At 40.8% G+C, this 13,647-nt stretch carries 18 protein-coding genes; all 18 read left to right on the top strand.

Annotated features, from left to right (window positions below; genetic code table 11):
* Position 1 precedes the first annotated feature (1 nt).
* The 18 genes from ACRQ5D_RS13115 to ACRQ5D_RS13030 all read left to right on the top strand — a co-directional run bounded on the left by ACRQ5D_RS13115 (position 2) and on the right by ACRQ5D_RS13030 (position 13,638).
* Positions 2-628, top strand: a complete 627-nt coding sequence (locus ACRQ5D_RS13115; RefSeq protein ID WP_091173968.1) for an acyltransferase — start codon at positions 2-4, stop codon at positions 626-628.
* Positions 625-1,524 (top strand): NAD-dependent epimerase/dehydratase family protein, encoded by a 900-nt coding sequence (locus tag ACRQ5D_RS13110; RefSeq protein ID WP_091173972.1) that lies wholly within the window; start codon positions 625-627, stop codon positions 1,522-1,524. The genes ACRQ5D_RS13115 and ACRQ5D_RS13110 overlap by 4 nt, the downstream gene beginning before the upstream one ends.
* The gene (locus tag ACRQ5D_RS13105; protein WP_091173975.1) at positions 1,503-2,648 is read left to right on the top strand and encodes a glycosyltransferase; all 1,146 of its coding nucleotides are present in this window, start codon (positions 1,503-1,505) and stop codon (positions 2,646-2,648) included. Before ACRQ5D_RS13110 ends, ACRQ5D_RS13105 begins: the two co-directional genes overlap by 22 nt.
* Positions 2,649-2,656: 8 nt before the next feature.
* Positions 2,657-3,589, top strand: coding sequence for a glycosyltransferase family 2 protein (locus ACRQ5D_RS13100; protein ID WP_091173978.1), 933 nt, complete (start codon positions 2,657-2,659; stop codon positions 3,587-3,589).
* Positions 3,586-3,930, top strand: coding sequence for a hypothetical protein (locus ACRQ5D_RS13095; protein WP_431199785.1), 345 nt, complete (start codon positions 3,586-3,588; stop codon positions 3,928-3,930). Before ACRQ5D_RS13100 ends, ACRQ5D_RS13095 begins: the two co-directional genes overlap by 4 nt.
* Before the next feature lie 95 nt (positions 3,931-4,025).
* Positions 4,026-4,736 carry a glycosyltransferase family 9 protein gene (locus ACRQ5D_RS13090; protein ID WP_431199784.1) on the top strand — a complete coding sequence of 237 codons (711 nt, stop codon included), beginning with the start codon at positions 4,026-4,028 and terminating at the stop codon, positions 4,734-4,736.
* 54 nt (positions 4,737-4,790) lie between these two features.
* Complete coding sequence (locus ACRQ5D_RS13085) at positions 4,791-6,179, top strand: MBOAT family O-acyltransferase (RefSeq protein ID WP_091173984.1); 1,389 nt, start codon at positions 4,791-4,793, stop codon at positions 6,177-6,179.
* A 196-nt stretch (positions 6,180-6,375) separates the two neighbouring features.
* Positions 6,376-6,756: a hypothetical protein gene (locus tag ACRQ5D_RS13080; protein ID WP_432329172.1), complete on the top strand. Its 381-nt coding sequence runs from the start codon at positions 6,376-6,378 to the stop codon at positions 6,754-6,756.
* A 343-nt stretch (positions 6,757-7,099) separates the two neighbouring features.
* Positions 7,100-7,285 carry a hypothetical protein gene (locus ACRQ5D_RS13075; RefSeq protein WP_432329171.1) on the top strand — a complete coding sequence of 62 codons (186 nt, stop codon included), beginning with the start codon at positions 7,100-7,102 and terminating at the stop codon, positions 7,283-7,285.
* Positions 7,282-7,506 carry a glycosyltransferase family 2 protein gene (locus ACRQ5D_RS13070; RefSeq protein WP_432329169.1) on the top strand — a complete coding sequence of 75 codons (225 nt, stop codon included), beginning with the start codon at positions 7,282-7,284 and terminating at the stop codon, positions 7,504-7,506. The genes ACRQ5D_RS13075 and ACRQ5D_RS13070 overlap by 4 nt, the downstream gene beginning before the upstream one ends.
* The gene (locus tag ACRQ5D_RS13065; RefSeq protein ID WP_432329168.1) at positions 7,503-8,141 is read left to right on the top strand and encodes a glycosyltransferase; all 639 of its coding nucleotides are present in this window, start codon (positions 7,503-7,505) and stop codon (positions 8,139-8,141) included. The genes ACRQ5D_RS13070 and ACRQ5D_RS13065 overlap by 4 nt, the downstream gene beginning before the upstream one ends.
* 1 nt (position 8,142) lies before the next feature.
* Positions 8,143-9,087 (top strand): glycosyltransferase family 9 protein, encoded by a 945-nt coding sequence (locus ACRQ5D_RS13060; protein WP_091173992.1) that lies wholly within the window; start codon positions 8,143-8,145, stop codon positions 9,085-9,087.
* Positions 9,080-10,006, top strand: coding sequence for a glycosyltransferase (locus ACRQ5D_RS13055; protein ID WP_091173996.1), 927 nt, complete (start codon positions 9,080-9,082; stop codon positions 10,004-10,006). Before ACRQ5D_RS13060 ends, ACRQ5D_RS13055 begins: the two co-directional genes overlap by 8 nt.
* Positions 9,996-10,841 carry a hypothetical protein gene (locus ACRQ5D_RS13050; RefSeq protein WP_431199782.1) on the top strand — a complete coding sequence of 282 codons (846 nt, stop codon included), beginning with the start codon at positions 9,996-9,998 and terminating at the stop codon, positions 10,839-10,841. Before ACRQ5D_RS13055 ends, ACRQ5D_RS13050 begins: the two co-directional genes overlap by 11 nt.
* Before the next feature lie 109 nt (positions 10,842-10,950).
* Positions 10,951-11,295, top strand: coding sequence for a hypothetical protein (locus ACRQ5D_RS13045; protein WP_432329166.1), 345 nt, complete (start codon positions 10,951-10,953; stop codon positions 11,293-11,295).
* A 118-nt stretch (positions 11,296-11,413) separates the two neighbouring features.
* On the top strand, positions 11,414-11,773 hold the full coding sequence (locus tag ACRQ5D_RS13040; RefSeq protein WP_432329164.1) for a hypothetical protein: 360 nt from the start codon (positions 11,414-11,416) through the stop codon (positions 11,771-11,773).
* A gap of 120 nt (positions 11,774-11,893) precedes the next feature.
* Positions 11,894-12,709, top strand: a complete 816-nt coding sequence (locus tag ACRQ5D_RS13035) for a hypothetical protein (protein WP_218134508.1) — start codon at positions 11,894-11,896, stop codon at positions 12,707-12,709.
* Positions 12,688-13,638, top strand: coding sequence for a glycosyltransferase family 2 protein (locus tag ACRQ5D_RS13030; RefSeq protein WP_432329162.1), 951 nt, complete (start codon positions 12,688-12,690; stop codon positions 13,636-13,638). The genes ACRQ5D_RS13035 and ACRQ5D_RS13030 overlap by 22 nt, the downstream gene beginning before the upstream one ends.
* Positions 13,639-13,647: the final 9 nt, after the last annotated feature.

The following is a 13,647-nucleotide window of genomic DNA, read 5'->3' as shown; positions in this document are numbered from 1 at the left end:
AATGAAACAATTCATAAAACGGTTATTGCTTGGCTTTTTTGAAAAAATAAACCTTGTCCATTTAATTTACCTGCTTAATGAAAAACAGGCAAAACGCAACATTCAATTAAGCATTACCGATCTCGGGGCCACTTTTTATCCGGAGGCGGTAGTTTCGAACTCGCTCGACAAATCGAGAATAGTAGTTGGCAAAGGAACCCATATCCGGGGGATGCTCAATATATTTAAGTACGGCGGTAAAATTGTGATTGGCGAAAACTGCTACATTGGCGATCACACCAGGATCTGGTCAGGCGAAAGCATAACCATTGGCAATTTTGTGCAAATCTCACATAATGTAAATATTATGGACACAAATGCGCATGAGCTTGAAGCCATTGAAAGGGCCGAACGGTGGATGGACCTGGTACACAACGGGCACTGGGCCGATAAAGGCAACGTACACACTGCACCGATAATAATTGATGACTACGCCTGGATCAGCCTGAACGCTGTAATTTTAAAAGGAGTTACCATTGGCAAAGGCGCTATCGTAGCAGCAGGAGCAGTGGTTACTAAAAATGTTGAACCATTTACCATGGTTGCCGGTAACCCGGCAAGTTTTATAAAAACATTACCACAGCAATGAAAATACTTGTCATAGGCTCCAAAGGATTTATCGGTTCGGCCTGTTACAGCTATTTTAAAAGTCAACCAGATTATGAAGTATATGGCGCTGATGTAATGGTAGAATATGACGATCCCAACTACTTTTTAATTGATGCCACCAACGCAGATTTTAAGAAGGTATTTCATGAGCAACAGTTTAATTGGTGTATTAACTGTGCAGGGGCTGCGTCAGTGCCCGAATCATTCAATAATCCTGAGCGTGATTACTTGCTAAACGTTCATCACCTTGTGAACATCCTCAATGCCATAAAAGAAGGTAATGGCAATTGCAGGCTCATCCAGCTATCGAGCGCGGCAGTTTACGGCAATCCGCAAATGCTACCTATTACAGAGTCCCATACGCTTAATCCGCTTTCACCCTATGGTGTGCATAAAAAACAAGCCGAAGAGCTCTGCCAGCTATATCACGATCATTTTAGCTTAAATGTTCATATATTCCGTGTGTTTTCGGCATATGGAGCCGGTTTGAAAAAACAGCTGTTTTGGGACCTTTACAAAAAATCGCAGACTCAAACAAATATCACATTGTTCGGTACCGGTAACGAAACACGCGAATTTATTCATGTTATCGATATTGTAAACGCCATTAACCTGTTTATCAATGCCGACAAGTCCGGGTTCAGCATTACAAACATTGCTAATAATAATACCATCACTATAACAACAGCAGCCGAAACTTTTTTGAAATATATAGGCTTTAGCGGCGGCTTGTCATTTACAGGCACCAACCGCATTGGCGATCCGTTATACTGGCAAGCCGATAACAGGCAACTAATTAGCCTGGGCTACCAACAAAAAGTAAATTTTGAGGATGGTATTAATACCTATTGTAAATGGCTAAAAGGAAAAGAATAGGACTAAGCTACACCTACAACGAAAACTGGATCGGCGGCACTTACTATATCGAAAACCTGGTAAATGCGTTAAACGTCCTTAATGATGAGGAAAAGCCGCATATTATTTTGCTTACTGATAGTTACGAAAGTTTCAGGACGGCGCAGCAAAAATTCAACTATCCTTATATCAGCTTTCAGCTTGGTTCGGGCGAAGCAAACAAAGGTTTCCAATTACTAAACAGGGTAACAAACCGGCTGTTTAAAATCCGTCTGTTTAGCCAGAAAATTAAAGCCCTTGATGCTGTTTTTCCTTATTATAAAAGTGAGCAACAATCGGCTGCTAAAAAGAAAATATATTGGGTAGCTGATTTCCAGGAACATTTTGCCCCTGAATTTTTCAGTAAAGATGATATTGCCTCGCGCCTGCAAAACCAGCAGGAAATTCAAGCCTCGGCCGGGCATTTAATTGTGAGCAGCAATACCGCGCTCGGACATTTCAAATCTATTTTCCCTAAGCATACAGTTAAGGTAATCGTTCTGCCTTTCGCGGTAGCGCATCCTCCGTATCAGGATATCAACATCAAGTTACTGCTTGAAAAATATCAGTTGCCCGCAAGGTATTTTATCTGCCCTAACCAGTTCTGGAAACATAAAAATCAGATGGTAGTTCTAAAAGCAGTTAAAGAGCTAAAAGCGGAAGGCATTGAAATTACCGTAGCTTTTACCGGTAATACCAACGACTACCGAAACCCACATTATTTTACAGAGATGAAAGCGTTTGTTGAAGACAATAACATCGGCAACAACGTTAAGTTCCTGGGTTTTATCGACCGGCGTGATCAGCTTCAATTGATGAATAATGCCATTGCCATTATACAGCCATCATTGTTTGAAGGCTGGAGCACTGTTGTGGAGGATGCTAAGCTAATGAATAAATTTTTACTGGTTTCAGATATTGAGATTCACAGGGAGCAGTTGGTTAACAGTTCGGCACGCTTTTTTGATCCATATAATGTTAACCAGTTAGCGCAACTGCTTCAGCAGTTCAGTGAACATCGAAGCCCTCCCCTGCTCTTTGAAAATAACACTTATCATGAAAGCGTTGAAAAATTTGGCCGAACATTTCTACAGATAATTGACTGAACAAAAACATGAATCTTCCGGATCTTCAGTCTTACCGTTCAAACTTTATCAATAAAGGCGTTCAATTGCCCCTGCCCATAGTAGCCGGTACCGAAAACGGACTATTGCACCAGTTACCCCCACCTCCGTGCGGCAAAACCGGCTGGCCCTGGGATGAGCAGGCTGCACCAACTATTTATGATAATAGAATAAACTGGCCTAAGCTTACCATCGTAACCCCGTCATATAACCAGGCCGGTTTTCTGGAGCAAACCATCAGGGCTGTGCTTCTGCAAAACTATCCCAACCTGGAGTATATCATCATCGACGGCGGCAGTACCGATCAATCCAAACAGATTATTGAAAAGTATGCCCCATGGCTTAGCTATTATCAAAGCGAAAAAGATAATGGCCAGAGCAATGCCATTAATCAGGGGTTCAGCCTTTCATCCGGCCGGTACCATGCCTGGATCAATAGTGATGATTACTATCTTAAAGGCGTTTTCCATAAGGTGTTAAATAAATTTATGAGCACCAATGCAGATTTTATATACGGTTACGGGAACGACTACAATGTGGTGTCCGGCAAAACAACCACAACGCGGGTATTGCCTTTTATTGATTATTTTATCAAGATTCCGAGCCTTGTGCAGCCCTCCACTTTTTGGAGCGCCGCCATTCATGAACCCGTTTGGGAGGAGCTTCATTGCTCCCTTGATTTTGAATTATGGCTCAGGCTGGTAAAAGGACACAGCAGGGCATTAATCAAAGAGCCTCTTTCCGTTGCCAACGTGCATGAACAAGCCAAAACTCATTCGCCAAAAATGAAGGCGCAATGGGAGGCCGATCATCAGAAAATATGGGCGGCAGATGCTCACGGCACTGTTTATGAATGGAAGAAAATTGTTTTTTTAAACAGGATCAGGATCAGATTATATAAGGTATTTGGATATTACTCATGATGTTACTAAAAAGAAGTACAAACAAGATCCTGAGGATCTTATTCCATTTCTTTAACCAAACGTCGCTTCCTTTTAAAAGTAACCGGATTCTAATTGTAAGACTTGATGCTCTTGGCGATTACATTCTTTTCAGAAACTATATAAAATGTATCAAACACGCACCAAAATTTAAAAGCTATAAACTGACGCTCCTTGGGAATATAGCATTTAAAGATATAGCCGAGGCATATGATAAAGATGTCATCGATGAATTTATCTGGATAGCGCCATCAATAATTTATGATATAAACAAAAAAATAAGATTATCATTTGCCATTAAAAAAAGGCATTTGATATCTTAATCAATCCGGTTCATTCAAGAGTATTGCACACTGATGAGTTTATATCCCAACTTGGAGCCAAACAAAAGATTTGCAGCAGCGGGGATGATACTAATATGGAATCATTAGAAGAATTAAAACGCTCTTATAAATTTTATGACAGCATTGTAGATGTTCCCGGAACTGATTATTTTGAATACCTGAGAAATCACAAATTTATTGAAATCCTTACTGGTCAGAGAATTGGTACCTCATTAAATTTGCCAACCGAAAGTAAGTCAACCGAAAAAAGGGCTTTGCAATTGGTAATATTTCCCGGTGCGGGCCAGGAGTATAGAAGGTGGGGGACAAACTTATTTGCAACAGCAATTGATTCCATAATGGCAAATTCAACATTTAAAATTACTGTTACAATTGCGGGCTCATCTACAGATTCATGCCTGGCTACTGAAATAATATCACAATCAAAAAACAAAGAAAAAATTGAAGATAAAACCGGTAAAACTAACCTTGTTGAATTAATTGAACTGATTAACAATGCAGATTTATTAATTTCAAATGATACCAGTGCTATACATATTGCTACAGGTACAAAAACCACCGCAATTTGTATCTCCAATGGCAACCATTTCGGTCGTTTTGTTCCCTATCCCTTAACCATTGCAAACAATATATACACGTTTTATCCTTCTGAAGAGTTTAACAATAAAGATAATTATGCGTTACTCAACGATTTATACAAGCGCGGCTCCAACCTGAATATCAACAATGTCGATCCTATAGTTATCAGTAATAAGGCAATATCAATTCTTAATAATGCAAGCTAAACCAGGCGCTGACGTCAAATTATTGTAAACTAAATTATATATCTGCTTTTTTAAATGCTTTTTAACTCCCTGTTGTTCCTTGTATTTTTTGTAATTGTAACCATTACATATTACCTGCTGCCACATAAATTAAGATGGATGTGGCTTTTAGCCGCAAGCAGCTATTTTTACATGTACTTTAAGCCGGTATACATCCTCATCATTCTGTTTACCATTATTGTTGATTATTGTGCTGGTATCCTGATAGAAAAAGCTACAGGCAAAACCCGCAGGTTTTATCTCATTTTTAGCCTGATCACCAATATTGGTGTACTGGCCTTTTATAAATATTTCAACTTTTTGGCCGCTAACGTGAATTTGCTATCTGACACATTCCATGGCCCGCAATTGCCATTGCTTGATTTTATATTGCCCATTGGCTTATCGTTCCATACATTCCAGGCTATGAGTTATACCATTGAGGTTTACCGGGGCAATCAGCCCGCCGAGCGTCATTTTGGCCTTTATGCCTTGTATGTAATGTTTTACCCGCAAATGGTAGCAGGCCCAATTGAACGGCCCCAGCATATTTTACCCCAATTACACCGGGTCAACAATTTCCGAAGCAGCAACTTGATAACTGGTTTATTTTTTATGGCGATGGGCCTATTTAAAAAAGTGGTGATTGCCGATAGACTGGGCCTTTACGTCGACCCTGTTTTCAATAATCCGCATGGTCATTCGGCACTTGAACTGCTCGTAGCTACCTATTTTTTTGCATTCCAGATCTATTGCGACTTTAGCGGGTATTCGGATATCGCGGTTGGCACGGCCCTCGTTTTGGGTATCGAGCTAATGCAGAATTTTAACTTGCCCTATCTCGCCTCCAATGTTTCTGATTTTTGGAAACGCTGGCATATCTCCCTTTCCACCTGGTTTCGTGATTATTTGTATATCCCGTTGGGGGGCAGCAAGATTAATTTCCGGGTAACCTGCATTAACCTGCTTATTGTATTTATGATAAGCGGCCTGTGGCATGGCGCCAACTGGAAATATCTTGTTTGGGGCCTGATTCATGGTTTGCTACTCGTTGCTTACCAGTTATTCAACAAGTACGGTATCGGGATCAAAGGCTTTACCTTCCTGAAATGGCTTTTCACTTTTAACCTGGTTTCTCTTGCCTGGGTGTTTTTCAGGGCAGCTACAGTATCCGATGCTTTTTATATTTTGAGTAAAATATTGACCGGTAAAGGATTTACCTATTCGGCCGGTAACTTGATGTCTGTCCCTGAACTTTGGTATTGTGCCTTTATTATCATTATGCTGCTTTTAGGCGAACGTTATTTGCGAAAAGCGAAAGATTATTCAAACACAACAAAGGCGGTCATCATAGGCGGGCTTATCCTTGCCTGTTACTTTTTAGGGATCTTTAACGAAGCTCAGTTTATTTATTTCCAGTTTTAATGCGTAAGGTTACCAGTTTATTCATATTGCTCATTAGTGTTGGGTTGCTGCTTAGTTCCATGAACCGGTCATTCATCAATAAATTATATTTTGACAAATATTTCAGCCACATTTATTCCAAAACAACAAAGGAAACCAACTGGTACAAAGCCTTTTTTCCTATTCGGACAAGTGGCGCTATGGCGATCTTTACGGCATGTCAAATCTGCCTCAATACAAATTTGAACTCGAACTTTTTAAACACTACAACCCCAAACCCGGCAGGCAAAACACCAATAGGGTATTATATATTATAGGCGACAGCTTTTTGGCAGATAAAATACTTTACGGCGCTTTTGATGCATTTGATAATGTAATTTTCCTTGATCGTCGTTTTGCCTTCGGTCCAATTAAACTGGATAGTACCAAACAAAACTATCTCATAATGGAATTTGCCGAGCGTAACCTGGTCACCTATGATATCAGCAAAACAGATGAAACAAGGTGGACAAGTAATGAAATTAAAAATGGCCTGAATTTTAGTAATGCCCCCGGTTGGGTAACCAACCGCCGGCAGCATCTATTTTTGAACGGGTAGGCAATATCATCTTTAATAAGGCACTAAGCCGCAATCTTGAACTAATTCTTTTTGATAATAAACTGGCAACCTCTTTCAAAGAGGTCAAAGCATCACTCAACTATAAACTTTTTAATCGCGTAGCCAAAGAGGTAACGGAGAGTACTGATAAAAAAGGCTTTTTTATAATACTACCGTCGATACCGCCAGTTTACAGTCAGCATTTAGGCCTAAAACTAGGGCCGCTTTAGATTCTATAGTCCGCAAACTGGATATTGCACGCGATTATTATCGGGCTATTGGCTTTAAAAAGGTTTTCCTTTCAGTGATCCCAAATGCGGTTTCAATCTATGACGATAAACGGATGCCCTATAATCATCTGTTAGAAAGAGTTGAGCAAAAAACTGATCTTCCTGTAATACCACTATACAAAACTTTCAAAGCCGAGAAGCGCAATCTATTCTACCGCAGTGACACACACTGGAACCCGCAGGGCTTGGATACCTGGGTAAATGAAGCGGACAAGGTGTTAACATCAAACCTCAATTGAAGCCATTTTTTTCCATCGTCATGCCGTTGTATAACTGTGAGGGCACCTTACAGCAGACATTAGATAGCATCAATTGCCAGGCTTTTAAAAACTACGAACTGGTTTTGGTTGATGGTGGTTCAAATGATGATACACAGTATATCATCAGTAATTTTAAAAAACAGGTAAGGTTAGTATCCAGTTCATTTCTGAACCCGACAAGGGCATTTATGATGCCATGAACAAAGGAATTGATATGGCGAGCGGTCAATGGCTTTACTTTATGGGGGGCGATGATACTTTCAACAGCTCCGCAGTCTTGGATCAGGTTTATCAGGCCATCCAAAATGAACCAGCCGATCTTATATATGGTAATGTAACAGGTGCAACATCAAAAACAAAATATGCGGATGATACTATTAATAAAGTATTATCACGCGGCATCCATCACCAGGGCATTTTTTATAAACGCGGGATATTTAATTACACCGGGAAATACAACATAAAGTTTAAGGTGGCTGCTGACTACCATTTAACATTGAAAGCTTTTTGCAACCCAGTATTTAAAACCCGATACATCAATCTGGATATCGCGCGTTTTGGCGAGGCGGGTTTAAGCTCATCAAGTTATGATTATCGTTTTTTCAGTTATCATTATAAGTTTCTGTCAACACATAAAGCCCTCGGCAATATCAATGATACAGCCACATGTTTGCAGCAATCAATTTACTGCTGCCTGTGGCTGGTGAAGGAAAAACAAAGTATAACTTTTGCCTGGCTCAACATTTTATACTACATAACTGGTTTAAACGGGCTGAGCATTCCATTCAGGTTTAAAACCTTTTTAAGAATGATGTACTGGAGCCTGAAAAAGTGAGATGATAATAAACCGAATTAAAACTATAAAATCAACCTTACTTTACTTTTATAAATACGGTATACCATCCTATATCATTGCTTTTGGCGAATCACTGGGCGATAACCTGCTGCTCACTGTATTAAGCCGGGAGCTCTACGGGCGCAGACATAAAAATATCTGGGTAAAAAGTAACCAACAACAACTCTTTGAGCATAATCCGGATATCAAACTTATTTTACCTTTTGGGGCATTATTATCGGGTATGCTTCTTAAAGCCTTCAACGTAAAAACTGTTTTTCCCAAATACACAGTTTATCACCCCGAAACCGACGGCGACGAAATACCCGAAAAGCATATCATTTTAAAAATGGCCGACGATTTACAGCTTAAAGGTAAAATAGATCTTAAGCCTGTTTTAGTTTTAACGGCTAATGAACGGGAAGCCGCGCAGTGGGCAAAAAACCATATCGTAGTAACAACATCCGGCTCAGCAGCATTGTTCCCAATGGGTAACAAAGAATGGGACGTTAAAAAATATCAACAAGTTGTTGATCTGCTTTGTCAAACCCATAAATTCATCCAGTTAGGCTCTCAAACAGATGCACCTTTAAAAAACGTTATCGATCTACGCGGGAAAACTACGATCCGGCAAACAGCCGCTATATTAAGTAATGCCGCCCTTTTGGTATCGCATGTAGGGTTTATGATGCATTTGGCACGCTCAGTCGACTGCCGGTCGGTAATCATATATGGTGGGCGCGAAAGGCCAGACCAATCGGGGTATATCAGTTTTAAAAATGTATATTCTGCGGTTGAATGCTCACCATGCTGGTTACATAATACCTGCCATTACGATAAAAAGTGCATGCAAATGATTTTACCTTGCACTGTTGAGGCGGCTGTAATAGAACAATTGGCTTTAATTAACGAACCTTTACCTGCCGATATCTTATATAATGGCTAAATTAAGCGTAATCATCCCTACTTATAACCCGGATACAGCAAGATTACAGCAAACGCTTTCGGCCTTAAAAAGCCAATCACTGCCTGCCAACCAATGGGAGTTAATCATTATCGACAATAATTCATCTAACAATTTCCGGCAGCAGCTTAATTTAAGCTGGCACCCTGCCGTTCAAATTATAGATGAAACAAAGCAAGGTTTAACCTATGCCCGGCTTAAGGGTTTCAATGAATCAACGGGCGATATTATAGTAATGGTTGATGATGATAATATGATTGAAGGCGGCTATCTTGAAAAAGCCCTTAGTATATTTGGCCAAAATCCCAAAATGGGCGCTATAGGTGGTAGATCAATCCCATTGTTTGAAACTAACCCTCCCGAATGGCTGTGGGAGTTTTACGGAAGCCTGGCCCTGCGCGACCTTGGCGATACCCCCTTAACAGCGGCATGGAATAATCAATATCCAATAGCTGCACCCATAGGCGCAGGGATGGCTATAAAACGCGAAGCGCTATCATCCTATTTGGAAAAAATAACACAGGGCAAAAACAACATCAGCGACAGGTTGGGTAACTCCTTAAGCTCCGGCGGCGATAACGATATTGTGCTCGAGATCCTTAAAGGCGGCTGGCAGGTTGGTTATTTCCCTCAGCTCATACTACAACATATTATTCCTGCTCAACGTATGCACGCAGGTTACCTTGCACGTTTGCTTAACAATACCAATAAATCATGGGTGCAGCTACTGCAAAGCCACGATATAAACCCATGGCAACAAATCACAAAATCGGGGGCTGCATTACGGAAAGCTAAAGCCTGGTTTACCTACAAAGCATGGAAAAATGCTGCGGCATATATAAAATGGCAGGGCGCATGCGGTATGTATGACGGCCTTATAAAGAACAACCATGCTCAATAAAATAAGCAATTCGCTGGCTTATCGTTTACCTTTACTTTACAGGAGCTTACTTAAATATAAGCCCCTTGCTATAAGGCAGCCCAAAGCATCATCGGCTTACACTGTACTTATGATGACCGGCAAAAGCATCATAGATATGACGTGCCTGGCCGTTTATTCTATTGCAAAACACTGGGAAGAGATTCCTAAACTGATCATCGCATCCGACGGATCGTTATCTCCGGAAGAAATCAAAAGTAAATTTAAGTTTTGGCCGGGTGAGCTTATTGTTAACCACTGGCAACAAAGCGCGGTATATCATCAGGGCAAAAACAGGATCAATCTTTTAAACTATTCCGAGAGCCATGTGCTTGGCAAAAAATTGGCTGTGATACTTCACCAGGCCGAGATCCAACCTGTAATATGGATAGACAGTGACATACTTTTTTACGAGGATTTTAAAAAACATATTCCCCAACATAACGGGTTTGTTTGCGGCGGAAGCCAGGAGGGACACTCAACTTATGATGACCGCGTTTTGAATTTCTACGGTAATAACCTCTATGATACTTATACCTTCAGTTCGGGCTTATTAATTATTTATGGGCCCAGAATTTGCGAAGACTTTCGGCTGGAGGAATTATTGTTTCACGTAAGTAACTATGTGCATTATTTTACCGAACAAACTATTTTTGCTCATATAGCAAGTTCATCAATTGGAATACCCTGGACAACAAAGATTATAAAAAACGATCACCAGGATAGCCAACAGATTAAGCCTATGAAAAAAAGGCATCGTGGGCAGGCATTATACTGCAAACGTCCGACATTTATTCTGGCGCGACTCTTTGTTTAATTTATAGCTTTCCTTGTTACAACAAGTCATTAATTTTTTATACCGCAATCCGCGTTCACAATTACAAAAATTCAGGCGTTTTGGTGGCTATTTCAATTACCGAAACATAATGAACGGGCGTAGGGAGATGGAACAGCGTTCGCTTGAGTTGCCCCCGGTAGTTTCACATACTAATGGGTTGCCGATTTACTTTTTAACAGGTAAAAACTACCTGTACCAAACGCTTTACTGCATCCAATCGTTAATTAAGTCAACTGCTGCGCAATTTAAATTCATATTGGTTGATGACGGCAGCTTTAATGCTGCACTGATGGAGAGGGTAGCAAAACAGCTGCCCGGCGCACAGGTAATTACAGTGGAGCAAATCAGTGAAAACCTGCAAAACACGTTGCCCGAAGCACGTTATCCGTACCTGCATAAAAAAGAGCAGTATATCCTCACATTAAAAAACTAACCGATGTGCACACCATCCCAGGCGATGACTGGAAACTGGTACTGGATTCGGACATGCTTTTTGGCACGACCCCAGAGAGATAATTACCTGGCTTTACGCCCCGCAACAACCTTTGCACATGATTGATTGTACAGAAGCTTATGGATATTCTCGGCAATTAATGGAACAACTGGCCGGAGCACCTGTAAAACCGTTGCTTAATGTGGGGGCTATCGGTTTAAAAAGTGAAGCTATTGATTGGGACAAGCTGGAAAACTGGGTTAAAACACTGGAGGAGCAGGAAGGAACTTCTTATTATTTAGAGCAGGCGTTATCGGCCATGATGATAGCCGACACTGATGCTGCTGTTTTAAAAGCCGGAGATTATATTGTTAACCCCGGCCCGGATCAGATAAAAAACAAAACAGGCATTCTTCATCACTATGTCGACCTTTCAAAAGAAGGTTATTTTAAACAAGCCTGGAAACATTTTTTATAGCCTGTGTCATTAGGTAAAATAGCATACAAGTATTTTTTTAAACCAACCTTTTCTATAAGGTATCATATCGGTCATTTTGGGCTAAAGGGTTGGCTGAACATGCGGCGGGGCGAGCAGCAAATGAAAAAAGCTGCCTTAAAGTTACCGCCGCTTAATCTGTCAAAACACAAAATCCTGAATGTAAGCTTCCTTACCGGGGCAAAATACTGGCACCAAACCATTTTTTGTGCTTATACACTTGCCCACTTTTCGGATGGCGAGATAGGGATCAGGTTATACTCAGACGGAACACTTACCGACGAGCAAATCGGTTTTATAAACCAGGTATTGCCAGGTATTGAAACCATATCCGAGCAACAGGTATTACAACATCTCAACCTTGTTTTACCACAACATACATTTCCAACGTTACGGCATTTGCGTAACTGGCACCCCTTTTTCCGCCGGTTGATTGATATTCATACCTCACCATCCTGGGCAATTCACATGGATAGCGATATGATCTTTTTTGGTAAACCCAATCAAATTATTGAAGCATATCAACGCAAAACAGCAGTTTATATGAAAGAGCAGCTGGCAAGCTCATATTTTGTGGACAGTGAGGATACACTTAGGGATAAATACGGTATCAATTGTATAAAAAGTGTTAACGGCGGCATTGTTGCTTATAATAATGACAAGGTTGACTATGCCGATCTTGAAGAAAAAGCTAAACTGTTGTTACAGCATTACCCCCAGGCGGGCCCGGCACAGGTTGAGCAAACGCTGATGAGCTATATGCTACATCATCAAAACGCTGCAGCACTTGATGAAAAATCATACAGCATTTTTTACGATGACAAGCCCGATTTAAGCAGGCCCGATATTGTCCGTCATTATATTTTTAAGGCCAAACTGCCTTATCTTACTTCAGAGTGGAAAAAAGTAATCCTTTAGTTTCTGTTTGCATGCCGGCATATAACGCGGGCAAATATATTGCAGAAGCCATTCGGTCCATAGCCGAGCAAACCTACGCCAATTGGGAGCTCATTATTGTTAACGATGGTTCTACAGATGATACATCCATTGTACTTAGGCAACTTACAGATCCCCGCATCGGCATTTACCACCAGGAAAACAGCGGGCAGTGTGCGGCTGCAAATAAAGCCTTCAGTTTTTCAAAAGGCAGGTTTATCAAGTTTATGGATGCCGATGATGTTATCTCGCCCGGTTATATTGCAGAACAGGTTAAACGGATTGGAGATAACGATGATGTAGTAGCCTCAGCAGCCTGGGGCCGTTTTTACAACGATGACATTAGCACCTTTAAAGTAAATGAAGATCTCATCAGGGAGGATTGTAAACCCATTGACTGGTTGGTATCGTCCATGGATGGCAAACAAGCTATGATGCAATGCGCCTTATGGCTAATCCCAAGGGCCGTGCTTGAAAAATCGGGCTTATGGGACGAGCGGTTAAGCCTTGTAAATGATTTCGAATTTATTACACGCGCGCTATTGCACGCAAACGAAATTCGCTTTGCTCAAAACGCGGTGTTGTACTACCGGAGCGGTATCAGCAATTCGTTGTCAGCGTTAACTTCCAGGCGAGGAATTAAGTCGGCTTTTACCTCTATTTATGAAGGTACAACATACATGCTTCAGCATGAAAATAGCCCAAGAGTAAGAACCGCCGTTGCCGATTGCCTGCAAAACTTTGTTTATGCATATTATCCCTACTATCCTGATATTATAAACAAAGCCCAACAACGCATTAATGAGTTAGGCGGTTCAAAAGCTAAATATCCGGCAGGTGGTTACACAAAGATGCTAAACCGGCTTATCGGCTGGAAATTAACACAAAAATTTAAAGCCTTATTTGGCTAATAGTTTATC

Source organism: Mucilaginibacter sp. P25, assembly GCF_050859465.1.
Lineage (GTDB): Bacteria > Bacteroidota > Bacteroidia > Sphingobacteriales > Sphingobacteriaceae > Mucilaginibacter > Mucilaginibacter gossypii.
The sequence above is the reverse complement of the archived record's forward strand: the minus strand, read 5'-3'. Positions and strand labels throughout refer to the sequence as shown.

Bases quoted from the DNA above. Each gene is read 5' to 3' on its own strand.
- ACRQ5D_RS13085 (WP_091173984.1), top strand. From the start codon at position 4,791: ATGCTTTTTAACTCCCTGTTGTTCCTTGTATTTTTTGTAATTGTAACC.
- ACRQ5D_RS13045 (WP_432329166.1), top strand. From the start codon at position 10,951: ATGAACGGGCGTAGGGAGATGGAACAGCGTTCGCTTGAGTTGCCCCCG.
- ACRQ5D_RS13040 (WP_432329164.1), top strand. From the start codon at position 11,414: ATGATTGATTGTACAGAAGCTTATGGATATTCTCGGCAATTAATGGAA.
- ACRQ5D_RS13090 (WP_431199784.1), top strand. From the start codon at position 4,026: ATGGAATCATTAGAAGAATTAAAACGCTCTTATAAATTTTATGACAGC.
- ACRQ5D_RS13100 (WP_091173978.1), top strand. From the start codon at position 2,657: ATGAATCTTCCGGATCTTCAGTCTTACCGTTCAAACTTTATCAATAAA.
- ACRQ5D_RS13060 (WP_091173992.1), top strand. From the start codon at position 8,143: ATGATAATAAACCGAATTAAAACTATAAAATCAACCTTACTTTACTTT.
- ACRQ5D_RS13065 (WP_432329168.1), top strand. From the start codon at position 7,503: ATGAACAAAGGAATTGATATGGCGAGCGGTCAATGGCTTTACTTTATG.
- ACRQ5D_RS13055 (WP_091173996.1), top strand. From the start codon at position 9,080: ATGGCTAAATTAAGCGTAATCATCCCTACTTATAACCCGGATACAGCA.
- ACRQ5D_RS13105 (WP_091173975.1), top strand. From the start codon at position 1,503: ATGGCTAAAAGGAAAAGAATAGGACTAAGCTACACCTACAACGAAAAC.
- ACRQ5D_RS13095 (WP_431199785.1), top strand. From the start codon at position 3,586: ATGATGTTACTAAAAAGAAGTACAAACAAGATCCTGAGGATCTTATTC.
- ACRQ5D_RS13075 (WP_432329171.1), top strand. From the start codon at position 7,100: ATGCCCTATAATCATCTGTTAGAAAGAGTTGAGCAAAAAACTGATCTT.
- ACRQ5D_RS13035 (WP_218134508.1), top strand. From the start codon at position 11,894: ATGAAAAAAGCTGCCTTAAAGTTACCGCCGCTTAATCTGTCAAAACAC.
- ACRQ5D_RS13080 (WP_432329172.1), top strand. From the start codon at position 6,376: ATGTCAAATCTGCCTCAATACAAATTTGAACTCGAACTTTTTAAACAC.
- ACRQ5D_RS13115 (WP_091173968.1), top strand. From the start codon at position 2: ATGAAACAATTCATAAAACGGTTATTGCTTGGCTTTTTTGAAAAAATA.
- ACRQ5D_RS13050 (WP_431199782.1), top strand. From the start codon at position 9,996: ATGCTCAATAAAATAAGCAATTCGCTGGCTTATCGTTTACCTTTACTT.
- ACRQ5D_RS13110 (WP_091173972.1), top strand. From the start codon at position 625: ATGAAAATACTTGTCATAGGCTCCAAAGGATTTATCGGTTCGGCCTGT.